Origin of the sequence: Streptomyces sp. NPDC085596 (assembly GCF_044541565.1) — a bacterium.
Lineage (GTDB): Bacteria > Actinomycetota > Actinomycetes > Streptomycetales > Streptomycetaceae > Streptomyces.
In genome coordinates this window covers 408,618-429,348 of record NZ_JBITTC010000001.1, presented here as the reverse complement: position 1 = coordinate 429,348, position 20,731 = coordinate 408,618, and the positions used below count along the sequence as shown (strand labels likewise).

The window sequence follows — 20,731 nt, the reverse complement described above, 5'->3', positions numbered from 1 at the left end:
GGCTGGTCGCGCAGTTCCCCGCGCCCCTGAGGGAGTGACAGTAGCCCTGCGCTGACAAGTGCACGTTCCTCCAGTCCAGGAACGGCGAAGCCCCCCTGTCCTTCGACAGGGGGGCTTCTTCACAGGCCGGGGTTACAGGCCGAGCTCCACCTCGAACTCGCCTGCTTCCAGGATCTGCTTGACCGTCGTCAGGTAGCGGGCCGCGTCGGCGCCGTCGACCAGGCGGTGGTCGTAGGAGAGGGTCAGGTAGGTCATGTCGCGGACGGCGATGACCGTGCCCTCCTCCGTCTCCAGGACGGCCGGGCGCTTCACCGTGGCGCCGATGCCGAGGATGGCGACCTGGTTCGGCGGCACGATGATCGTGTCGAACAGGGCGCCGCGCGAACCGGTGTTGGAGATGGTGAAGGTCGCGCCGGACAGCTCGTCCGGAGTGATCTTGTTGGCGCGGACCTTGCCGGCCAGCTCCGCCGTCGCCTTGGAGATACCCGCGATGTTGAGGTCGCCGGCGTGCTTGATGACCGGGGTCATCAGGCCCTTCTCCGAGTCCACCGCGATACCGACGTTCTCGGTGTCGAAGTAGGTGATGGTGCCGTCGGCCTCGTTGATACGGGCGTTGATGACCGGGTGGGCCTTCAGCGCCTGCGCGGCGGCCTTGACGAAGAACGGCATCGGCGAGAGCTTGACGCCCTCACGGGCGGCGAAGGAGTCCTTCGCCTTGCCGCGCAGCTTCATCAGACGGGTGACGTCGACCTCGACGACCGACGACAGCTGGGCCTGCTCGGTGAGCGCCTTGACCATGTTGTCGCCGATGACCTTGCGGATGCGGGTCATCTTGACGGTCTGGCCACGCAGCGGGGAGACCTCGAGCGCCGGAGCCTTCTTCGCGGCGGCCGGGGCAGCCGCGGCGGCCGGAGCCGGAGCGGCGGCGGCCTTCGCGGCCTCGGCGGCGGCGATGACGTCCTGCTTGCGGATGCGGCCACCGACACCGGTGCCCTTGACGGACGCCAGCTCGACACCGTTCTCCGCGGCGAGCTTGCGCACCAGCGGGGTCACGTAGGCGCCCTCGTCGGTCGCCTGGGTGGCGGTCGGCGCGCTGGGCGCGGTCGCCGGGGCGGCCGGAGCCGGGGCGGGCGCGGGAGCCGGGGCCGGAGCGGACGGGACCGGGTCGGGAGCCGGGGTGGTCTGCTGCTGCGGGGCCGGAGCCGTCGGGGCCTGCGGGGCCGGGGCGGCGGGGGCGGCCGGAGCGGCCGGAGCCGGGGCAGCCGGAGCCGGAGCCGGAGCTGCCGGGGCCTCGGCGGCGGGCGCCGGGGCCGGGGCGGCCGGAGCCGGAGCGGCGGCCGGGGCGGCACCCGCGACACCGATGACGGCGAGCTTGGCGCCGACCTCGGCGGTCTCGTCCTCGCCGACCACGATCTCCAGCAGGGTGCCCGAGGTGGGCGCCGGGATCTCGGTGTCGACCTTGTCCGTGGAGACCTCGAGCAGCGGCTCGTCGGCCTCGACGGAGTCGCCCACCGACTTCAGCCAGCGGGTGACGGTGCCCTCGGTGACCGACTCGCCGAGCGCGGGCAGGACCACGTCCGTGCCCTCGGCGGAGCCGCCGCCGGCGGCCGCCTCGGCGGTCGGCGCCGGGGCGGGGGCCGCCTGCTCGGTGGACGGGGCGGACTGCGGGGCCGGCTCGGCGGCCGGGGCCGGGGCCTCGGCGGCGGGGGCCTCGGCGGCCGCGGGGGCCGGGGCCTCGGCGGGGGCGCCGGAGCCGTCGTCGATCAGCGCCAGCTCGGCGCCGACCTCGACGGTCTCGTCCTCGGCGACCTTGATCGAGGCGAGCACGCCGGAGACGGGCGAGGGGATCTCGGTGTCGACCTTGTCGGTCGACACCTCCAGCAGCGGCTCGTCGGCCTCGACGCGCTCGCCCTCGGCCTTCAGCCAGCGGGTGACAGTGCCCTCGGTGACGCTCTCACCGAGCGCCGGAAGGGTTACGGAAACCGCCATGGTTTCGGTTGCTCCTTAGGAATTGCGGAAGTCTGTGTCGTCGCGCCCGTGGGGCCGAAGGCTCAGTCGTGGGCGTGCAGCGGCTTGCCGGCCAGCGCCAGGTGCGCCTCGCCGAGCGCCTCGTTCTGCGTCGGGTGGGCGTGGATGAGCTGGGCCACCTCGGCGGGCAGCGCCTCCCAGTTGTAGATCAGCTGGGCTTCGCCGACCTGCTCGCCCATGCGGTCGCCGACCATGTGGACGCCGACCACGGCACCGTCCTTGACCTGGACGAGCTTGATCTCGCCCGCGGTCTTCAGGATCTTGCTCTTGCCGTTGCCCGCGAGGCTGTACTTCAGGGCGACGACCTTGTCCGCGCCGTAGATCTCCTTGGCCTTGGCCTCGGTGATACCCACGGAGGCGACCTCCGGGTGGCAGTACGTCACACGGGGGACACCGTCGTAGTCGATCGGGACGGTCTTCAGACCGGCCAGCCGCTCGGCGACCAGGATGCCCTCGGCGAAGCCGACGTGGGCGAGCTGGAGGGTCGGGACGAGGTCACCGACGGCCGAGACGGTCGGCACGTTGGTGCGCATGTACTCGTCGACCAGGACGTAGCCCCGGTCCATGGCGACACCCTGCTCCTCGTAACCGAGGTTCTGGGAGACCGGGCCGCGGCCGACGGCGACGAGGAGGACCTCGGCCTCGAACTCCTTGCCGTCGGCGAGGGTGACCTTGACGCCGTCCTGGGTGTACTCGGCCTTCTCGAAGAAGGTGCCGAGGCTGAACTTGATGCCGCGCTTGCGGAAGGCGCGCTCCAGCAGCTTGGAGGAGTTCTCGTCCTCGACCGGCACCAGGTGCTTCAGGCCCTCGATGACGGTGACGTCGGACCCGAAGGACTTCCAGGCGGACGCGAACTCGACGCCGATGACACCGCCGCCGAGGATGATCGCGGACTTGGGCACGCGGTCCAGGACGAGGGCGTGGTCGGAGGAGATGATCCGGTCGCCGTCGATCTCCAGACCCGGCAGCGACTTCGGCACGGAGCCGGTCGCCAGCAGGATGTGACGGCCCTCGACGCGCTGCCCGTTGACATCCACCGACGTGGGGGAGGACAGCCGGCCCTCGCCCTCGATGTACGTCACCTTGCGGGAGGCGATCAGACCCTGGAGGCCCTTGTACAGGCCCGAGATCACGTCGTCCTTGTACTTCTGGACGGCCGGTACGTCGATGCCCTCGAAGGTCGCCTTGACACCGAACTGCTCGCTCTCGCGGGCCTGGTCGGCGATCTCGCCCGCGTGCAGCAGGGCCTTGGTGGGGATGCACCCCTTGTGCAGGCAGGTGCCGCCGACCTTGTCCTTCTCGATCAGGGCGACGTCCAGGCCCAGCTGCGCTCCGCGCAGGGCCGCGGCGTAACCACCGCTGCCACCGCCGAGGATCACTAGGTCGAAAACGGTGCTGGCGTCGTTCGCCACGTCACGTCCTCCATGCATGTGCGCCTACGCCGGTCTCCGATGACCGGCAGGCGGCTGGTGTCCGGCCGCTCAATGCTTCGGCCCTGTGGTTGGGGCCCTGTCCTGCCGGGCTCCATCTTTGCACCTGTCGGGGGTGCGGAGGACGCCGGGCCGGGGTGTGAGACGCCCCACGTCCGTGCCAGGGGGCGCGGACCGGGCTGGTCCGCGCCCCCTTCGAGTACCGCGCGGGGCTCAGCCGAGGTCGCCGTCGGCGGCCTGCTCGGCCAGCCGCACCAGGGTGCGCACGGCCGTGCCGGTACCGCCCTTGGGCGTGTAGCCGAAGGCGCCGCCCTCGTTGAAGGCCGGGCCCGCGATGTCCAGGTGGGCCCAGGTGATGCCGTCGCCCACGAACTCGCGCAGGAACAGGCCGGCGACCAGGCCGCCGCCCATCCGCTCGCCCATGTTGGCGATGTCCGCGACGGGGGAGTCCATGCCCTTGCGCAGGTGCTCGGGGAGCGGCATCTGCCACGCGGGCTCGCCGACCTCCTCGGCCGCCTCGTGCACGGCGGTGCGGAACGCGTCGTCGTTGGCCATGACGCCGAAGGTCCGGCTGCCCAGGGCCAGCATCATCGCGCCGGTCAGCGTCGCCACGTCCACGATCGCGTCCGGCTCCTCGGCCGAGGCCGCCCACAGCGCGTCGGCGAGGACCAGGCGGCCCTCGGCGTCGGTGTTGAGGACCTCGACGGTCTTGCCGCTGTACATGCGCAGCACGTCACCGGGGCGGGTGGCGGTGCCGGACGGCATGTTCTCGGCGAGCGCCAGCCAGCCGGTCACATTGACCTTGAGGCCGAGCCGGGCGGCCGCGACGACGGCGGCGAACACGGCGGCGGCGCCGGCCATGTCGCACTTCATCGTCTCGTTGTGCCCGGCCGGCTTGAGCGAGATGCCGCCCGAGTCGTAGGTGATGCCCTTGCCGACGTAGGCGAGGTGCTTCTCGGCCTCCGGGTGCGTGTACGCCAGCTTCACCAGGCGCGGGGTGGACGCCGAGCCGCCGCCGACGCCGAGGATGCCGCCGTAGCCGCCCTCGGTCAGGGCCTGGTCGTCGAGCACCTCGATCGTGAGGCCGTGCTCCTCGGCGGCGGCCTGCGCGATGGCGGCGAACGCCTCGGGGTCCAGGTCGTTCGGCGGGGTGTTGACGAGGTCGCGGGCGCGGTTCAGCTCCTCGCCGACGGCGGCCGCGCGGTCCACGGCGGCCTGGTAGCCGGCGTCGCCCTCCTGGCCGCCGAGCAGCACGGCCTCGGCCAGCGGGGCGCCGTCGTTCTTCGCCTTCTCGTCCTTCGGGCTCTCCTTGTACGCGTCGAAGGCGTACGCGCCGAGCAGCACGCCCTCGGCGATCGCGGCGAGGGCACCGGGGCCGTCGACGGGGAGCGCGAACGAAGCCTTCCCGGTGCCGGAGAGGGCGCGGGCGGCCACACCGGCGGCCCGGCGCAGCGCCTCGGCGTCGTACCCGGCGTCGGCCTCGGGCTCGGCGCCCAGGCCGACGGCCACCACGAGCGGGGTGCCGAGACCGGCGGGGGCGGGCAGCTTGGTCAGCTCGCCCTCGGCGCCCGAGGCACCGAGGGTCTTCAGGACGCCGGCCAGCCCGCCGTCGTACGCCTGGTCCACGGCCTCGGCGCCGGGCGCCACGACGGGGCCCGTGCCGGCCTTGGCGACACCGATCACGATCGCGTCGGCCGGCGGGCCCGGCGCCGCGGCCGGCTTGAGAGTCAGAGCAGTCACGGTGGTGAAATCTCGCTTCCGATGTGAAGTTTGCCAGTGCCATTGCGACAGCCGGTCGTCCGCGAGGGGCGACCGCCGCAAGGGGTGAGTCGACTCGGGCCCGGCAGCCGGTTCCAGGCCCCTTTCCGGGGGCAGGCGGCGGCCGGGGCCCTCACCCTGTCGGCGAACACCCGCCACGAGACTACGCGCGTACGTGCGTTCGCTCATTCCCGTGGACCGCCCCGGCCGCCCGCACTTCGGGCCGTCGTGCAAGGCTGGTGGGACAACTCGCCTCAGGAGCAGAACAGTTGCCGCGGTCAGCTGCCCTGCGGGCCCGCTCCGCCCAGGCACAGCACGAGCAGCGCGGCCGTGGCCGCGGTCTCCGCGAGGGCGCCGAACACGTCCCCGGTGACCCCGCCGAAGCGGGTGACGCAGCGGCGCAGCAGGAGTTCGGCCGGGACCAGACAGAGCGGTACGGCCGCCGCCGCGCGCACCGCCTCCCACGGCTCCAGCAGCGCCCCGCCCGCCCCGGCCGCGAGCGTCACCGCCGCCGCGACCGCCAGCGCGCCCGGCACCGGCACCACCCCGGCGACCGCCGCCCCGAGCCCCTCCGGGCGGGCGGCCGGCACCCCGGTGCGCGCGGCCAGCGTGAGCGCCAGCCGGGCCGCGACCGCCGAGACCACCGCCCCGAGCGCGCCCCGCGCCCACGAGTCGCCGTACAACTCGGCGAGCGCCGCGACCTGGGCCAGCAGGGTCAGTACGAGGGTGAGCACGCCGAACGGCCCGATGTCGGACCGCTTCATGACGGCGAGGGCCTCCTCGGCGGGCTTGCCGCTGCCCAGCCCGTCGGCGGTGTCCGCGAGCCCGTCCAGGTGCAGCCCCCGCGTGAGCGCGGCCGGTACGGCGGCGGAGGCGACGGCGGCGAGCAGCGGGCCCGCGCCCAGCAGCAGGAGCGACAGCCCGAGCCCGGCCGCGCTCACGCCCACGGCCAGACCGGTCAGCGGCGCGCACAGCATGCCCGCCCGCGCGGCCACCCGGTCCCAGCGGTGCACCCGGACCGGGATCACGGTGAGGGTGCCGAAGGCGAAGCGGGGTCCGTCCAGCGGGGAGGTCTCGGGCATCGGCGCAGGCTACCGGGGCTGTCGCCGGGCCCGGGCGGCGGGCCGGGGATAAAGTGCGCACATGGGGCACTGGTGGGAGCGGAACATCCTGGAACCGGGCAAGCTTCCGCTGCTGCTAGCCCTCACCTCCTTCGTGTTCACCTTCGTCGTCACCCGGATCATCGTCCGGCTGATCCGCGCCGGTAAGGGCCCGTTCGGCAACGTCCAGGCGGGCGGGGTGCACATCCACCACGTGGTGCCCGGTGTGGTGCTCACCATCGTCGGCGGCTTCGGCGCCGTCGCCAGCGACCGGCACGGCGCGGGCGGCGCGATCGCCGCCGTCGTCTTCGGGATCGGCGCCGGTCTGGTGCTGGACGAGTTCGCGCTGATCCTGCATCTGGACGACGTGTACTGGAGCGCGCAGGGCCGCAAGAGCGTCGAGGTCGTGGTCATCACCGCCGCGCTGGTCGGTCTGCTGCTCGCGGGCTTCTCCCCGTTCGGCGTCAACGACCTCTCGCAGGACGAGTTGCAGGACCGGGGCGGGGTCATCGCGTTCGTCGCGGCCAACTTCCTCGTCTCGCTGGTCGCGTTGAGCAAGGGCAAGGCCCGTACCGCCGTGTTCGGCGCGATCGTGCCGCTGCTGGCCCTCGCGGGCGCCCTCCGGCTGGCCCGGCCGACCTCGCCCTGGGCGCGCCGCTTCTACGGCCGGCGCCCGCGCGCCCGTGCCCGCTCCCTGCTGCGCGCCTACCGGCACGACCGGCGCTGGGCGGGGCCCCGGCGGACGATTCAGGACTGGATCGGCGGCAAGCCCGACCCGTCCCCGGCCCGGCTGCCCAGGGGCAGCTGAAACCGCGTCGGGGCGGCCAGGAACAGGGCGCCCACGGCCAGCAGCGCGGCCAGGTGCTCCTTGCCCGCCAGGTTGTCCTTCAGCAGCACCTCGACCACCATCGCGCCCGGGACCGCCACCGCCGTCACGCACGCGTGGTGCCGTACCGCGACGTACACCGCGAGCCCCACCACGGCCGCCGACGGGCCGGTGTCCACCACCAGCGCGTCCGAGGCCGGCAGCCCGAACGGGGCGTGCGGGCCGAGCGCGATCCCGGCGCGCGCGTACAGCGTCCCGGCGAGCGTGGCGACGTACGAGATGAGCAGCGTGCGGCGGCGGCCCAGGCACAGTTCGGCGATGCCGAACACGCACAGCACCTGGGCCAGCGCGCCCCACACCGGCAGGTCGAGCGCGGGCACGAACAGGGAGAGCGGGGTGCGCAGCAGGGCCAGCCACAGCGGATCGGCGGCCCGTACCGCACCGGCCGCCTCCACCAACCCGAAGCCCCAGGGCTGGTTCTGCACGAACTGGAGCAGCGCGGTCAGGCCCACCGCGCCGAGCGTCAGCGGGGCCCCGAGCAGCGGGCCGCGCGCGAGCAGCGCCGCCCGTACGGCCGCGTACAGCGGACCCCACTCGGCGCGCGCCCACGCTCTCACCGGTGGGTCTCCAGGTGTCTGCGGTGCAGCCACTTCGGCAGTCCGGGAGCTTCGAGGAACCCTTCCGCGCGGGCCGCCGCCAGGGCGATACGGGGCAGGTCGGCGCTCTTCTCGAAGAGCAGGAAGCGCGGCTCCCAGATGGGCCGGTACTTGGCGTTGGCCCGGTACAGCGACTCGATCTGCCACCAGCGGGAGAAGAAGCTGAGCAGCGAGCGCCACAGCCGCAGCACCGGCCCGGCGCCGAGCCGGGCGCCGCGCTCGAACACCGAGCGGAACACGGCGAAGTTCAGCGAGACCTGGGTGACCCCGATCTCCCGCGACCGGCGCAGGAGGTCGATCACCATGAACTCCATCAGCCCGTTGTCGCTGTCCCGGTCACGGCGCATCAGGTCCAGCGAGAGCCCGCCGGGACCCCAGGGCACGAACGACAGCAGGGCGCGCAGCCGTCCCTCGGCGTCGGTGCACTCCAGCATCACGCACCGGCCGTCCTCCGGGTCCGCGAGCCGGCCCAGCGCCATGCTGAAGCCCCGCTCGGTGGCGCCGTCCCGCCAGTCGTCGGCCCGCTCCACGAGGCGGGCCATCTCGGCCGCCGGGATGTCCTCGTGGCGCCGCACCCGCACCTCGTACCCGGCCCGCCGCACCCGGTTGTACGCCTGCCGTACGGTGCGCATCGCGCGGCCCTCCAGGGTGAACTCGGCGACCTCCACGATGGCTTCGTCGCCGAGTTCCAGGGCGTCCAGGCCGTGCCGGGCGTAGATGGTCCCGGCCTCCTCGCTCGCCCCCATCACCGCGGGAATCCAGCCGTGGGCCCGCGCCTCGGCCAGCCAGGGCGCGATGGCGCCGGGCCACGCCTCGGGGTCGCCCAGCGGGTCGCCGGAGGCCAGGCTGACCCCGCCCACCACCCGGTAGGCGACGGCCGCCTTGCCGGTCGGGGACCACAGCACGCTCTTCTCCCGGCGCAGCGCGAAGTAGCCGAGGGAGTCGCGTTCGCCGTGATTCGCCAGCAGTTCCCGCAGCCGCTTCTCGTCGTCCTCGGTGAGCGGGTCGACGGCGCGGCGGGAGCGGAACGCGGCGTACAGGGCGGCGAGGAGGAGGGCCGTACTGAGCACGTTGATGCTCACGTTGGCCCAGTTCGGCGGGTCGAGGCCGGGGAAGCCGGACTCCTCGGTGGCCACCGACACCAGCCGCAGCGTGCCGTACTGCCAGCGCTCCGGGAAGCTCGAACGGGCCGCGTCCGGCGCCTGGTTGGTGGCCGTCACCAGCAGCGCGGCGAGCAGGGAGGCGGCCGTTGTGCCGCCGAGGGCGACGGTCGCGGCGAGCCGGGGGTTGGCGCGGTCGCCCTTGGCGTAGAACTCACGGCGGCCGAGCAGCAGGACGGCGACGAAGGCGGCCGTCAGCGCGAGGGAGATCCAGTTCTGCGGACAGCGGCGGATCTCCGGGAAGGCCATGGCGACCGCGAACAGGGCCAGGAAGGCCCCGCTGAGCACCAGGTTGAGAATCCACGCGGCCCGCTTGCGCCGCCGCATGGTGATCGCCAGGAACGCGGTGAAGACACCCGAGGCGAAGCCGGCCGTCAGCAGGTACGGCGTGAACAGGTTCTCCTGGTTGTGGCGGCGCACGTCCTGGCCGAGCGAGACCCACACCGCGCTGAGGAAGTTGACGAACGCGACGGCCCGCAGATACCAGACCGCGCCGGCGGCGGCCCGGCGGGACGACACCCCGCCCGGCCGCCGCTGTGGCCCTGACCGCTGGTCCGGCTCGGTCCGCTGGTCCACGGCAACTCGGGCATCTCCCATGAGCGGGGATCATATGTCCGCATATGCCGCGAACCATGCTCATCGGGCCCGTGGGCCCCGCATGGCAGCTAAGCGCTCTCGCCGGGCTCCTCGAAAGGCTCCTCGGGCTTCGCGGGCTCGTCGGTCTCCGGCCGTTCCGGAAGCTCGGCGGCCAGTGCGGCGGCCGACCGGACCAGGGGGAGCGCGAGCAGGGCGCCCGCGCCCTCGCCCACCCGTACGCCCTGCGTCAGCAGCGGCTCCAGCGCCATCCGGTCCAGCGCCTTCGCCTGCCCCGGTTCACCGCTGTCGTGGCCCGCGAGCCACCAGTCCGGCGCCCGGAACGCCACCCGCTGGCCCACCAGCGCGCAGGCCGAGGCCACCACGCCGTCCAGGATCACCGGCAGCTTGCGCACCGCGCACTGGAGCAGGAACCCGGTCATCGCCGTCAGGTCGGCGCCGCCCACCGTCGCCAGCAGCTGGAGCTGGTCACCGAGCACCGGACGCGCCCGGCGCAGCGCGTCCCGGACCGCCGCGCACTTGCGCATCCAGGCCAGGTCGTCGATGGCCTCGCCGCCGCGCCCGGTCACCACCGAGGCGTCCGTACCGCACAGCGCGGCCACCAGTACCGCCGCCGCCGTCGTACCGCCCACGCTCACATCGCCGAGCACCACCAGGTCCGTACCGGAGTCGGCCTCCTCGTCGGCGACCGCCATGCCCGCCCGGAACGCCTCCTCGGCCTCCTCGGCGGTCAGCGCGTCCTCGATGTCGATCCGGCCGCTGCCCCGCCGCACCCGGTGCCGCGAGACCTCCGCCGGGAAGGCGTCCGGCGCGCAGTCCAGCGCCAGGTCCACCACCCGGACCGGCACGTCCAGGCGGCGGGCCAGCACGGCGGCCGGGCTCGCGCCCTCCAGCACCGCGCGGACCAGGTCCGCCGCGCCTCCCTCGGGGCGCCTGGAGACACCGAGCGCGGCGATGCCGTGGTCACCGGCGAAGAGGACCATCTTCGGCCGCTCCACCGGCCGCACCGGCACCACGCCCTGCGCGGCCGCCAGCCACTCGCCCAGCTCGTCCAGCCGGCCCAGCGCGCCGGGCGGCACGGCCAGGCGCTCCCGCCGCGCCTCGGCGTCCCGGCGCACACCGCCGTCCGGGCGCTCGATCAGATCGGTGAAGTCGTCGAGTTGAAGCCTGTCCATTCGCGGAACAGTACCGCCCGCGCGCGGGGCGCCCCGCGCCACACCGTCACCACATCCGGCGCACGTCATTGCGTCCAAGATCGGCATCCCATACGTTCCGGTTTACCGCGAAATGCCGCACAGGGAGCCGCCATGCCGCCCTCGCCCTCCGCCCCGCAGGCCAGCGACCGGTTCCCCGGACCGCGCCGCGAGGACTGTCCCTGGTGCGGCTCCGCCCGCCTGCGCACCCGGCTGCGCGGTCCCCGCGCCGTCGCCCTCGACGAGTGCGGGGACTGCGCCCACGCCTTCCAGAATCCCCGGCCGCCCGCCGACACCCGCTCGTCGTCCAGCCGCTCCCACCGGGCCACCGCCCGCGCCCTCGCTGCCCTGCCCGACCCCGAGAGCTGGCTCGACGTCGGCACCGGGCACGGCCACTTCCCCGAGGCCGCCAAGGAGTTCTTCCCGTACACCAGCTTCGACGGGCTCGACCCCACCGCGCGGATCGAGCGGGCGCTCGCCGAGGGCCACGTCGAGGAGGCCCACCGGGGGCTGCTGACCACGCCCGGCATCACCGACCGGCTGCGCGCCCGCTACGACGTGGTCAGCATGTTCCACCACCTGGCCCATGTCCCCGACCCACGCGCCGAACTACGTGCCGCGCTGGCCGTACTCCGCCCCGGCGGCCACCTCGTGATCGAAGCCCCCGCCCCGGACAGCGCCTACGCCACCCTCCTCGGCCCCCACTGGCTCCCGCACCGCCACCCCCACCTGCTCCCGTTGCCCAACCTGGAAGCCGAACTCCGCGCCCAGGACTGCACGATCACCACCACGGCCCGCGTCCACCAGCCCCAGGACCTCACCGCGACCCTCCCCAGACCCCTGCGAGCCCCCCTGGCGGCAGCCACAGCCCTGGACCACCTCCTCGCCCCCCTGACCCGCCGAACCCGCTTCGCCAACACCTACCGGGTACTGGCACGCAAACCGGGACGGCCCCCCGCCTAACCCCGCAGCACCAGCGCCTGCCCCGCCACCACCAGCACCACCTGCTCGCACTCGGACGCGAACGCCGTGTTCAGGCGGCCGAGTTCGTCGCGGTAGCGGCGGCCCGAGGCGGTGGCGGGGACGATGCCGGAACCGACCTCGTTGGAGACGGCGACCACCGTGCGGGGGGTCTCGCGGACCGCTCGGGTCAGTTCGCGGACCCGGTCGCCAAGGGCCTTCTCGCCGCCGTCCGCCCACTGGGCGTCGTCCCAGGCGCCGACCGCGTCCATGACATCGGTCAGCCACAGGGAGAGACAGTCGATCAGCAGGGGCGGGCCGTCCTCGGCCAGCAGGGGGACCAGGTCCGTCGTCTCCGCCGTACGCCAGGAGCCCGGACGGCGCTCGCGGTGCGCGGCCACCCGGTCCGCCCACTCGCGGTCCCCGGCGCGGGTGCCGCCGGTCGCCGCGTACACCACGTCCGGGAAGGACTCCAGGCGCCGTTCGGCCTCCACCGACTTGCCCGAGCGGGCGCCGCCCAGCACCAGCGTCCGGCGCGGCACGTCCGGCACCTCGTCGTACGCGCCCACCGCCAGCGTCACCCCGTCCGGTACCGTCCGCGCCCCGGCCGCCGCCAGCCGCCTGGGCAACTCCGTGGCCTGCGGCACGTCATGGTCCAGGTGGACCGCGACGACATCCGTGGCCGGGCCCACCCCGCCGGCCGCCCGCAGCCGGGCCAGCGCGTCCGGGCGGCCCACGATGTCGGCCAGAACCATGTGGTACGGCTCCTCCAGCCGCTCGAGTCCCGCCGGAGAACCGCCCGGCGGCAGATACAGCAGCTTCAGCCCGTCCGGCCCGGTCACCTCGTACCCGGTACCGCCCGCGTCCATCGCCAGCGCCCGCACCCGATGCCCCGTCAGCAGCGTCAGCTCACGCCCGTCCGGCACCCGGACCGGCTGCGGCAGCCCGGCCGGGACCTCCACGGCGGGCCCGTCGTGCGGGTGGGACAGCAGCACCTGGCGCACTCCGCCCAGCGAGTGCCCGGCGCGCGCCGCCGCGAAGGCCGCGCCCGGTGTCAGGTCCAGCAGCAGGACCCTGTCCACCAGCAGCGCGGTGGCCGCCCGCGCGTCCGGGCCGAGCGCGTTCGCGCACACGGCACAGGGGCAGTCGGGGCGGGGCAGCCCCGCGGGGGCGCCGGTGCCGAGCAGAGTCACGTCCACGGAACCGATTTTCACCTCTCCCGGCGGCCCCCGCGCACCGGGTCACCTGACAGGACGATGATCCACGATGTCCTGTGGGCGGCCCCGGTGACCGCATACGCTGCCCGCAGGAGTCGGATCGAAGGAGGCGCGCATGACAGCTTGGACATGGCGGTTCGAGAAGGCCGACGGGACGGAGGTCCCGCCCGCCGTGGAGCCCGAGGAGTTCACCACGCAGGGCGACGCCGAGTCCTGGGTCGGCGAGAACTGGAAGGTACTGCTGGAGGGCGGCGCGGACCGGGTGCGGCTCTTCGAGGAGGGCACCGAGATCTACGGGCCGATGAGCCTCAACGCCGAGCAGCAGTAGCCCCGGCCCAGCGGGGGCGGGGATTCTCCCGCTCCCGTCGGCGGGCGCCCCTCACTGCTCCCCGAGCGTCACCCGCGCCGTGTGCCGCGTGCCCGAGCGCTGGTAGGTGACCGTGACCCGCTCGCCCGGCTTCTTCTCCGCCAGCGCCTCGGCGAGTTCCGTGGTCGTGCCGACGGCGGTGTCGCCCAGCCGGGTGATCACATCGCCCGCCTTGAGCCCCGCGCTCGCCGCCGGACCGCCCGCCTTCACCGTGACCACGGCCGCTCCGGCGGGCCGGTAGCCGGCGTCCACGACCGTGCGGACCGTGATGCCCAGCGCGGCCCGGCCCGAGTCGGTGACCTTGCCGGTGCCGATGATCTGCCCCGCGACCGTGCGCACCATCGACGCCGGGATGGCGAAGCCGATGCCCGGCGCCGCACCGCCCTGCATACCGGGGTCGGCCGCGCCCAGCGTCGGGATGCCGATGACCTGGCCGTCCAGGTTCACCAGCGCGCCCCCGCTGTTGCCCGGATTGATCGCGGCCGAGGTCTGCACCATGTTGGGGATCGTGGCGCCCGTACCCCCGTCGTCACCGGGTTCGCTGACGGTCCGCCCGGTCGCCGAGACGATGCCCTGGGTCACGCTGGACGACAGCCCGAGCGGTGAGCCCATGGCCAGCACGATCTGGCCGACCTCCACCTCGTCGGAGCCCCCGAACACCGCCGGGCGCAGGCCCTCCGGCACCTTGTCCAGCTTGATCACCGCGAGGTCCTGCTCGGGGTAGGAGTAGACCAGGCTCGCCGGCAGCGGTTCCTCGCTGCGGGCCGTGGTCACCCGGAACGTCTTCGCCGAGCCGACCACGTGCGCGTTGGTCACGATGTGGCCCCTGCCGTCGTACACGACGCCCGAGCCGAGGGACTGCCCCGCCTGGATCTGCACGACCGAGGGCAGCACGTCCTTGATGACCTTCTGGTACTGGTCCTGGAGATCGTTCGCCACCATCGGCAGCGCCGCCTGCGCGGTCGGCCCGCCCTTCCGGGCCGACGACACCGGGTTCGAGCAGCCGGGGAGAAGGACGGCGGCGCACAACAGCACGACGGCCACAGCACCCCTGCGCACGGCCCGGATACGGGAAGCGTCCATGCCCGAGTCTCCCCACGGGCCGCGGACCGTGGCCCGCCAAGTACGCCCGAACGGGACTACCCCCGCACACCGCACAGGTGCAGCAGTTCGGCGACCCCCCGGTACGGGTCCGTGCGGCCGGCACGTTCCTCGACCGCGAGGAGGGACTCCAGTGCGTCGGGGGAGGCCGGGGCGGCCGGGGTGCGTCCGGTGAAGACATGTACGCCGTACCAGGCGTGCAGCGGGGCGGCGATGCCGTGCAGGGTGGCGGTCAGGGCGGACAGCCGGTCGGCGCGGCCCTCGGGGCCGGGGACCGCCGGGGCGTCGCCGTCGGCCTCGGTGCGGGAGCGGGGGAGCAGGGCGGCGGTGTCCAGCGCGGCCAGCGCGCCGGTCCAGTCACCGGCGAGGCCGGGACCCATGGCGAGGGCGTCGCCGTTGCGCACCAGCAGGGACAGCAGGCCGCCGGGCGCGAGCATCCGGGCCAGCCCGGCCACCAGCGGATCGGGCTCCTCGACGTACATCAGCACGCCGTGGCACAGCACCACGTCGAAGCTGCCCGGCAGGAAGTGCACACCGGTGTCCCGGCCGTCGCCCTGCACCAGCCGGACCCGCTCCCGGATGCCGTCGGGCTCACCGGTCAGCGCCGCACGCGCGGCCGCGACCAGCTCCGGGTCCCGCTCGACGCCGGTCACCTGGTGGCCGAGCCGGGCGAGCCGCAGCGCCTGCGCGCCCCGGCCCATCCCCACGTCGAGCACGCGCAGCCGCCGTCCGACGGGGAAGACACGGGCCAGCTGTTCGTCCAGCTGCCAGGTGACCAGGCGCCGCCGGATCAGCTCGCCCGGCGTGTCCGGCCCCTTCAGGGCCGCCGTGCCGGGCGCAGCGTCTGCGCTCAGGGTCGCTCTCCGCGCTTGACCTGCGGCTTGGGCAGCCGCAGCCGGCGCATCTGCAGGGAGCGCATCAGACCGTAGGCGACGGCGCCCCGGCGGTTGGCGTCCGGGAACTTCTCGGCGAGCCGCTTGCGCAGCCGGTAGCCGCTGAAGGCGGAGTCGATGACGATCAGCACGATCACGATCAGCCACAGCAGCAGCGCGATGTTCTGGATCGAGGGCACCCGCACCACGCTGAGGATCAGGATCACGATGGCCAGCGGGAGGAAGAACTCCGCCACGTTGATCCGCGAGTCCACCCAGTCGCGGGCGAACTTGCGCACCGGGCCCTTGTCCCTGGCGGGCAGGAACCGCTCGTCACCACCGGCGAGCGCGCGGCGCTGCCGGTCCAGGGCCTGGCGGCGGTCCTCACGCTGCCGCTTGGCCGTGTCCTTGCGGGACACGGGCGTACTGGCGACACTGCGGCGCTGGGACTGGGCCTCACTGCGCTTCGGCGTGGGCCTGCCCTTGCGGGCCTGCGGGTCGCGGGGCTGACTGGAGCCGGTCACCTGCGCCTTGTCGGCGGGTGCCTTCTCTTCCTTCGCACGGCTACGGAACACAAAACCCAAGGGTACGGGCATCACCGGCATGGACCCCAGTCCCTTGGGGAACGATCCGGCAACACCGGACGTCTACAGGGGTACAGAGGGGACGTCGCGGACGCTTCCCGGGCGAGTCGTACACCCGGCGGGGCGCCACCCCGGGGATCACCTACTCCTCACGCCGGAGTGGCCGGGCCGGGGCTCGTCCTTGGGGAGGAGCGCATCGCTCCCCGAACGGTGCGGTAATGGAGGCAGGGCCCGTACTGTGGGTTCTGTCGCAGGATCGGTGAGCCGGAGTTCCGTCAGAAGGGGGCGCGCGAAGCCCATGAGCGGTGTCATGAAGCGTATGGGGATGATCTTCCGCGCGAAGGCGAACAAGGCCCTTGACCGGGCCGAGGACCCGCGCGAGACCCTCGACTACTCGTACCAGAAGCAGCTGGAGCTGCTCCAGAAGGTGCGGCGCGGCGTCGCCGACGTGGCGACCTCCCGCAAGCGCCTGGAACTCCAGCTCAACCAGTTGCAGCAGCAGTCCGGGAAGCTGGAGGACCAGGGCCGCAAGGCGCTGGCGCTCGGCCGCGAGGACCTGGCCCGCGAGGCCCTGTCCCGCCGCTCCGCCCTCCAGCAGCAGGTCACGGACCTTCAGACGCAGCACGCCACCCTCCAGGGCGAGGAGGAGAAGCTCACCCTCGCGGCCCAGCGCCTCCAGGCCAAGGTGGACGCCTTCCGTACGAAGAAGGAGACCATCAAGGCCACCTACACCGCCGCCCAGGCGCAGACCCGTATCGGGGAGGCGTTCTCCGGCATCTCCGAGGAGATGGGCGACGTGGGCCTGGCGATCCAGCGGGCCGAGGACAAGACGGCCCAGCTCCAGGCGCGGGCCGGCGCGATCGACGAGCTGCTCGCCTCCGGCGCGCTGGACGACCAGTCCGGCATGGCCAAGGACGACATCCAGGCCGAGCTGGACCGGCTCTCCGGCGGTTCGGACGTGGAGCTGGAGCTCCAGCGGATGAAGGCCGAGCTGGCCGGCGGTTCCTCCGGTCAGCAGCAGGCCATCGAGGGCGGTGCGGGCGGTCAGCAGGAGCGGCAGCAGCCGCAGGACACCCCCCGCTTCGACAAGCAGTAGTCCGCCGCCGGGACCCGAGCCGAGGAGGCCGTCGTGATCGTACGGATCATGGGTGAGGGCCAGGTGAGGCTGGACGACTCCCGCTTCCCTGAGCTGAACAAGCTGGACGACGAACTGCTCGCGGAGGTCGAGGGCGGTGACGAGGAGGGCTTCCGGCGCACCCTGCACTCCCTGCTGGACGCCGTCCGGGGCCTTGGCACCCCGCTCCCGGACGACGCCCTGGAGCCCTCCGAGCTGATCCTGCCCGCCCCGGACGCCACCCTGGCGGAGGTCCGGGAGATGCTCAGCGACGACGGGCTGATCCCCGGCTGATCAGAGAAGCGTGAAGAAGGTGGAGCGGGACTTCCGCCACTCCGGGTGGGAGAGGTCCTTGGCCTCGGTGCCGTCGCCGTAGAGGTCGGCGCTGCCGTCGTCGGTGATCAGCTGGACCCGGCCGCCGGGCACGTCCAGGTCGGGCACCGACACCACGGACTCCCAGCCGCCCGCGTCCGCCGTGGGCAGGTCCAGCGCCTTCACCGGCTGGTGCCCGGCCACCCCGTCCCAGCGGTACAGGGCGTAGGGGGCGCTGTTGTCCTCGGCCGCCCAGGACCCGGCGAGGATCAGGTACTGCCCCTTGTCGTTCCGGCGCAGATCACGCACCGACAGGCCGCCGAGGTCCAGCTCGACGGGGGTGCCGAAGGCCGCCTTCGTGCCGCGTGCCACCTGGTCCATGTTGGTCACCGGCACGATCAGCGCCTTGCCGCCCTCGCTCGGCGGCACCAGCGGGGCGCGGAAGCCGACGTAGGCGGTGGTGGTGGAGCCGGGCGCGAACTCCAGGCCCTCCACGTTGAAGCCGTCCACCTGCTTCGGGGTCTGGCCGCCGGCGGTCGCGGCCGCGAAGCCGTACCGGTTGCCGCCCGCCTTGTCCCAGGCCACCAGGTCGTCCCGCAGCCTGTGCCCGGCGCTGCCGAAGGCCACCGAGGTCGTGGCGCCGGAGCCGGAGAGCGTGGTGGTGAAGACCGTGTTCCGGTCCGCCTTGTACTCGCCGTCCTTGTTGTTGCCGAGCGAGCCGGTCCAGTAGACGGTGTTCCCGACACGGGCCGCGCCCTCGATGTCCACCTCCTTGGAGGCGCCCAGCGCGGAGGACAGGTCCCAGCTCTTGACCGGCGCACCCGAGGCCGAACCGTCGTACAGGCGCAGCGTGTTGTCCTCGTCGTTGGCCACCAGGACGTAGCCGCCCCCGGCGTCCACGGCGGCGGAGGCGTCCGAGGCGCCGGTGAGATAGCGGGCGTCGGCCGAGCGCTGGACGGCGGGGGAGGCCGCGTAGTGCAGGGTCGTGGTGGCCGACTTCCCGTCGGCGCCGGTCACCTTCAGGGTGAGGTCGGCGTACCCCTGGGCGCGGGCGGTCACCGCGACCGTACGGCTGCCGCCGCTGCCCGTGACCCGTACGTCCCCGGTGCCCGCCACCGTGCTCCGGCTGCTTCTGGACGCCGTCACCGTCAGCCCCGAGGCGTCCGCGCCGCTCTGCGCGACGGTCACCGTGACCACCGGGTCGCCGGTCGCGCCGACCGCGCCCGAGAGGTAGGCGGCCGACAACAGAATCGTCGGGGTGCCGGTGGACGCCGCGTGCACCGTGCCGGCCGGGCCGAGCACCGCCAGCAGGGCGACGGCGGTGGCGGTGGGGAGCAGACGCGAGGGGCGTGAAGGGAGGGGGCGCACGGGCACTGCCTTTCGACGACGACAACGCATCCGGTCCGGGGCGGCCCGCATGCCGACCAGCAGGCTCGGGCGCCCCGGCCAACAGCGGGCGTCCATCACCGGTATCCCCGGCGAACACCCCCTGACACCTGGCGTCCCATCGCGCACCCGGACTTTCCCGGCGCCCCGTACTGTTCACCGGGTGAGCACTCTCCGACGCGCCCGGTACCAGTTCAAGGCGCACCCCCTCACACTCGACGCGGTCATCGCGGCGGCCGTGCTGCTGTGCATGATCAGCAGTGCGTTCGCCGCACCGGACGGCGACCACGGAGTGGACTGGGGCGCACGTCCCCCGGACCCGCTGAGCCTGCTGCTGATGGTCCTGGCCGCCGCCGCCCTCGTCCTGCGCCGCCGCTCGGCGCTCGCCGTGCTGGCGTTCACCGGGACGCTCGCCCTGGTCGAGTGCGTCACGGGCGACCCCCGCGCCCCCGTGGCGATGACCACCGTCATCGCCCTCTACACCGTCGCCTCCACCACCGACCGTGCCACCACCTGGCGGGTCGGGCTGCTCGCGATGACCGTGCTGACGGCCGCCGCCATGCTCGCCGGACCACTGCCCTGGTACGCGCAGGAGAACCTCGCCCTCGTCGCCTGGACCGGCATCGGCGCCACCGCGGGCGACGCCGTCCGCAGCCACCGCGCCTACGTCCAGGCCATCCGGGAGCGCGCCGAACGCGCCGAACGCACCCGCGAGGAGGAGGCCCGGCGCCGGGTCGCCGAGGAACGGCTGCGCATCGCCCGCGAACTGCACGACGTGGTCGCCCACCACATCGCCCTGGTCAACGTGCAGGCCGGAGTCGTCGCCCACGTCATGGACCGGCGCCCCGACCAGGCCAAGGAAGCCCTCGCCCATGTCCGTGAGGCCAGCCGCTCCGCGCTGGACGAACTGCGCGCCACGGTCGGCCTGCTCCGCCAGTCCGACGACCCGGCCGCCCCCACCGAACCCGCCTCCGGCCTCGGCCGCCTCGACGAACTCGCCGGAACCTTCCGCAACGCCGGGCTCCCCGTCCAGGTCGCCCGCGCCGACCAGGACACCGAACTCCCGGCCGCCGTCGACCTGGCCGCCTACCGGATCGTGCAGGAAGCCCTCACCAACGCCCAGAAGCACGCCGGAACGGGCGCCAAGGCCGAGGTCAGCGTCGTACGGGTGGGACCGAACATCGAGGTCAGCGTGCTGGACGACGGCGCCGGCGCCACGGGCGCGCCCAGCGCGGGCGGCGGGCACGGGCTGCTCGGCATGCGCGAGCGGGTCACCGCGCTCGGCGGCACCCTCACCACCGGCCCCCGGTACGGCGGCGGCTTCCGCGTCCATGCCATCCTGCCCGTCCAGACCCGCGCCGGGGCCGAGAGGAAGCCCGTATGACGATCCGCGTCCTGCTCGCCGACGACCAGGCCCTGCTGCGCAGCGCGTTCCGGGTGCTGGTCGACTCCGAGCCCGGCATGTCCGTGGTGGGGGAGGCGTCCGACGGGGCCGAGGCGGTCCGGCTGGCCAAGGAGTGCGCCGCCGACGTCGTCCTCATGGACATCCGGATGCCCGGCACCGACGGGCTCGCCGCCACCCGCATGATCGGCGCCGACCCGGAGCTGGCGCACGTCCGGGTGGTCATCCTGACCACGTTCGAGGTCGACGACTACGTGGTGAGGGCACTGCGCGCGGGCGCCGCCGGCTTCCTCGGCAAGGGCAGCGAGCCCGAGGAACTGCTGACCGCCATCCGGCTGGCCGCGAGCGGTGAGGCGCTGCTGTCCCCGGCCGCCACCAAGGGCCTGATCGGCCGCTTCCTCGCCCAGGCCGACGCCCCCGTCCCCGACCCGGCCCGCCTCGCCCGGCTCGACGCGCTCACCGGGCGCGAACGCGAGGTGCTCGTGCTGGTGGCCGGCGGCCACTCCAACGACGAGATCGCCGAGCGTCTTGAGGTGAGCCCGCTGACGGTGAAGACGCACGTCAACCGGGCCATGGCCAAGCTGGGCGCCCGCGACCGGGCCCAGCTCGTCGTCATCGCCTACGAGTCCGGGCTGGTCCGCCCGAGGTCGGACTGACCCCCGGCCGCTCTA

19 protein-coding genes are annotated in these 20,731 nt (G+C 73.8%); 7 read left to right on the top strand and 12 right to left on the bottom strand.

What is annotated here, in order from left to right:
• Positions 1–132: 132 nt before the first annotated feature.
• The 4 genes from sucB to ACIGA3_RS01945 form a co-directional block, all read right to left on the bottom strand.
• The gene (gene sucB / locus ACIGA3_RS01960) at positions 133–1,989 is read right to left on the bottom strand and encodes a 2-oxoglutarate dehydrogenase, E2 component, dihydrolipoamide succinyltransferase (RefSeq protein ID WP_399709383.1); all 1,857 of its coding nucleotides are present in this window, start codon (positions 1,987–1,989) and stop codon (positions 133–135) included.
• 62 nt (positions 1,990–2,051) lie between these two features.
• Positions 2,052–3,440 (bottom strand): dihydrolipoyl dehydrogenase, encoded by a 1,389-nt coding sequence (lpdA, locus tag ACIGA3_RS01955; RefSeq protein ID WP_399709381.1) that lies wholly within the window; start codon positions 3,438–3,440, stop codon positions 2,052–2,054.
• A 231-nt stretch (positions 3,441–3,671) separates the two neighbouring features.
• Entirely contained in the window at positions 3,672–5,198 is a 1,527-nt protein-coding gene (locus ACIGA3_RS01950; protein ID WP_399709378.1) for a leucyl aminopeptidase, read from the bottom strand.
• A gap of 296 nt (positions 5,199–5,494) precedes the next feature.
• The gene (locus ACIGA3_RS01945; protein WP_399709375.1) at positions 5,495–6,298 is read right to left on the bottom strand and encodes an adenosylcobinamide-GDP ribazoletransferase; all 804 of its coding nucleotides are present in this window, start codon (positions 6,296–6,298) and stop codon (positions 5,495–5,497) included.
• A 61-nt stretch (positions 6,299–6,359) separates the two neighbouring features.
• Between ACIGA3_RS01945 and ACIGA3_RS01940 the strand changes: the two genes are divergently transcribed.
• Positions 6,360–7,124, top strand: a complete 765-nt coding sequence (locus ACIGA3_RS01940; RefSeq protein WP_399709372.1) for a hypothetical protein — start codon at positions 6,360–6,362, stop codon at positions 7,122–7,124.
• Here the strand turns inward: ACIGA3_RS01940 and ACIGA3_RS01935 are convergent.
• The 3 genes from ACIGA3_RS01935 to cobT all read right to left on the bottom strand — a co-directional run bounded on the left by ACIGA3_RS01935 (position 7,064) and on the right by cobT (position 10,727).
• Complete coding sequence (locus tag ACIGA3_RS01935; protein WP_399709369.1) at positions 7,064–7,759, bottom strand: hypothetical protein; 696 nt, start codon at positions 7,757–7,759, stop codon at positions 7,064–7,066. The genes ACIGA3_RS01940 and ACIGA3_RS01935 overlap by 61 nt on opposite strands.
• Positions 7,756–9,555, bottom strand: coding sequence for a phosphatidylglycerol lysyltransferase domain-containing protein (locus tag ACIGA3_RS01930; protein ID WP_399709366.1), 1,800 nt, complete (start codon positions 9,553–9,555; stop codon positions 7,756–7,758). The genes ACIGA3_RS01935 and ACIGA3_RS01930 overlap by 4 nt, the downstream gene beginning before the upstream one ends.
• A gap of 68 nt (positions 9,556–9,623) precedes the next feature.
• Positions 9,624–10,727 carry a nicotinate-nucleotide--dimethylbenzimidazole phosphoribosyltransferase gene (cobT, locus tag ACIGA3_RS01925; protein ID WP_399709364.1) on the bottom strand — a complete coding sequence of 368 codons (1,104 nt, stop codon included), beginning with the start codon at positions 10,725–10,727 and terminating at the stop codon, positions 9,624–9,626.
• 132 nt (positions 10,728–10,859) lie between these two features.
• Between cobT and ACIGA3_RS01920 the strand changes: the two genes are divergently transcribed.
• Complete coding sequence (locus tag ACIGA3_RS01920; RefSeq protein ID WP_399709361.1) at positions 10,860–11,708, top strand: class I SAM-dependent methyltransferase; 849 nt, start codon at positions 10,860–10,862, stop codon at positions 11,706–11,708.
• Here ACIGA3_RS01920 and ACIGA3_RS01915 read toward each other — a convergent pair.
• Positions 11,705–12,904 (bottom strand): bifunctional adenosylcobinamide kinase/adenosylcobinamide-phosphate guanylyltransferase, encoded by a 1,200-nt coding sequence (locus ACIGA3_RS01915; RefSeq protein ID WP_399709358.1) that lies wholly within the window; start codon positions 12,902–12,904, stop codon positions 11,705–11,707. The genes ACIGA3_RS01920 and ACIGA3_RS01915 overlap by 4 nt on opposite strands.
• Before the next feature lie 133 nt (positions 12,905–13,037).
• On the opposite strand from ACIGA3_RS01915, the gene ACIGA3_RS01910 reads away from it, so the two are divergent.
• On the top strand, positions 13,038–13,250 hold the full coding sequence (locus ACIGA3_RS01910; protein ID WP_399709355.1) for a hypothetical protein: 213 nt from the start codon (positions 13,038–13,040) through the stop codon (positions 13,248–13,250).
• Positions 13,251–13,301: 51 nt separating this feature from the next.
• Here the strand turns inward: ACIGA3_RS01910 and ACIGA3_RS01905 are convergent, their stop codons facing one another.
• The 3 genes from ACIGA3_RS01905 to ACIGA3_RS01895 all read right to left on the bottom strand — a co-directional run bounded on the left by ACIGA3_RS01905 (position 13,302) and on the right by ACIGA3_RS01895 (position 15,867).
• A complete protein-coding gene (locus ACIGA3_RS01905) occupies positions 13,302–14,372 on the bottom strand; it encodes a S1C family serine protease (RefSeq protein WP_399709352.1) in 1,071 nt (356 codons plus the stop codon).
• A 56-nt stretch (positions 14,373–14,428) separates the two neighbouring features.
• Positions 14,429–15,169 (bottom strand): class I SAM-dependent methyltransferase, encoded by a 741-nt coding sequence (locus tag ACIGA3_RS01900; protein WP_399710754.1) that lies wholly within the window; start codon positions 15,167–15,169, stop codon positions 14,429–14,431.
• Positions 15,170–15,240: 71 nt separating this feature from the next.
• Entirely contained in the window at positions 15,241–15,867 is a 627-nt protein-coding gene (locus ACIGA3_RS01895; protein ID WP_399709350.1) for a DUF3043 domain-containing protein, read from the bottom strand.
• Between the two features lie 277 nt (positions 15,868–16,144).
• Between ACIGA3_RS01895 and ACIGA3_RS01890 the strand changes: the two genes are divergently transcribed.
• Positions 16,145–16,942 carry a PspA/IM30 family protein gene (locus tag ACIGA3_RS01890; protein ID WP_399709347.1) on the top strand — a complete coding sequence of 266 codons (798 nt, stop codon included), beginning with the start codon at positions 16,145–16,147 and terminating at the stop codon, positions 16,940–16,942.
• Between the two features lie 33 nt (positions 16,943–16,975).
• The gene (locus ACIGA3_RS01885) at positions 16,976–17,254 is read left to right on the top strand and encodes a hypothetical protein (protein WP_399709344.1); all 279 of its coding nucleotides are present in this window, start codon (positions 16,976–16,978) and stop codon (positions 17,252–17,254) included.
• Here the strand turns inward: ACIGA3_RS01885 and ACIGA3_RS01880 are convergent, their stop codons facing one another.
• Positions 17,255–18,640: a DUF3616 domain-containing protein gene (locus tag ACIGA3_RS01880; protein WP_399709341.1), complete on the bottom strand. Its 1,386-nt coding sequence runs from the start codon at positions 18,638–18,640 to the stop codon at positions 17,255–17,257.
• 181 nt (positions 18,641–18,821) lie between these two features.
• Between ACIGA3_RS01880 and ACIGA3_RS01875 the strand changes: the two genes are divergently transcribed.
• A complete protein-coding gene (locus ACIGA3_RS01875; protein WP_399709338.1) occupies positions 18,822–20,042 on the top strand; it encodes a sensor histidine kinase in 1,221 nt (406 codons plus the stop codon).
• Positions 20,039–20,716: a response regulator gene (locus tag ACIGA3_RS01870; RefSeq protein WP_399709335.1), complete on the top strand. Its 678-nt coding sequence runs from the start codon at positions 20,039–20,041 to the stop codon at positions 20,714–20,716. Before ACIGA3_RS01875 ends, ACIGA3_RS01870 begins: the two co-directional genes overlap by 4 nt.
• Positions 20,717–20,731: the final 15 nt, after the last annotated feature.

What these genes read in the sequence shown, in the direction of transcription:
- ACIGA3_RS01905 (WP_399709352.1), bottom strand. Translation starts at nt 14,372, where the DNA reads ATGGACGCTTCCCGTATCCGGGCCGTGCGCAGGGGTGCTGTGGCCGTC.
- ACIGA3_RS01910 (WP_399709355.1), top strand. Translation starts at nt 13,038, where the DNA reads ATGACAGCTTGGACATGGCGGTTCGAGAAGGCCGACGGGACGGAGGTC.
- ACIGA3_RS01930 (WP_399709366.1), bottom strand. Translation starts at nt 9,555, where the DNA reads ATGGGAGATGCCCGAGTTGCCGTGGACCAGCGGACCGAGCCGGACCAG.
- ACIGA3_RS01890 (WP_399709347.1), top strand. Translation starts at nt 16,145, where the DNA reads ATGAGCGGTGTCATGAAGCGTATGGGGATGATCTTCCGCGCGAAGGCG.
- ACIGA3_RS01945 (WP_399709375.1), bottom strand. Translation starts at nt 6,298, where the DNA reads ATGCCCGAGACCTCCCCGCTGGACGGACCCCGCTTCGCCTTCGGCACC.
- ACIGA3_RS01920 (WP_399709361.1), top strand. Translation starts at nt 10,860, where the DNA reads ATGCCGCCCTCGCCCTCCGCCCCGCAGGCCAGCGACCGGTTCCCCGGA.
- ACIGA3_RS01895 (WP_399709350.1), bottom strand. Translation starts at nt 15,867, where the DNA reads ATGCCGGTGATGCCCGTACCCTTGGGTTTTGTGTTCCGTAGCCGTGCG.
- sucB (WP_399709383.1), bottom strand. Translation starts at nt 1,989, where the DNA reads ATGGCGGTTTCCGTAACCCTTCCGGCGCTCGGTGAGAGCGTCACCGAG.
- ACIGA3_RS01940 (WP_399709372.1), top strand. Translation starts at nt 6,360, where the DNA reads ATGGGGCACTGGTGGGAGCGGAACATCCTGGAACCGGGCAAGCTTCCG.
- ACIGA3_RS01870 (WP_399709335.1), top strand. Translation starts at nt 20,039, where the DNA reads ATGACGATCCGCGTCCTGCTCGCCGACGACCAGGCCCTGCTGCGCAGC.
- cobT (WP_399709364.1), bottom strand. Translation starts at nt 10,727, where the DNA reads ATGGACAGGCTTCAACTCGACGACTTCACCGATCTGATCGAGCGCCCG.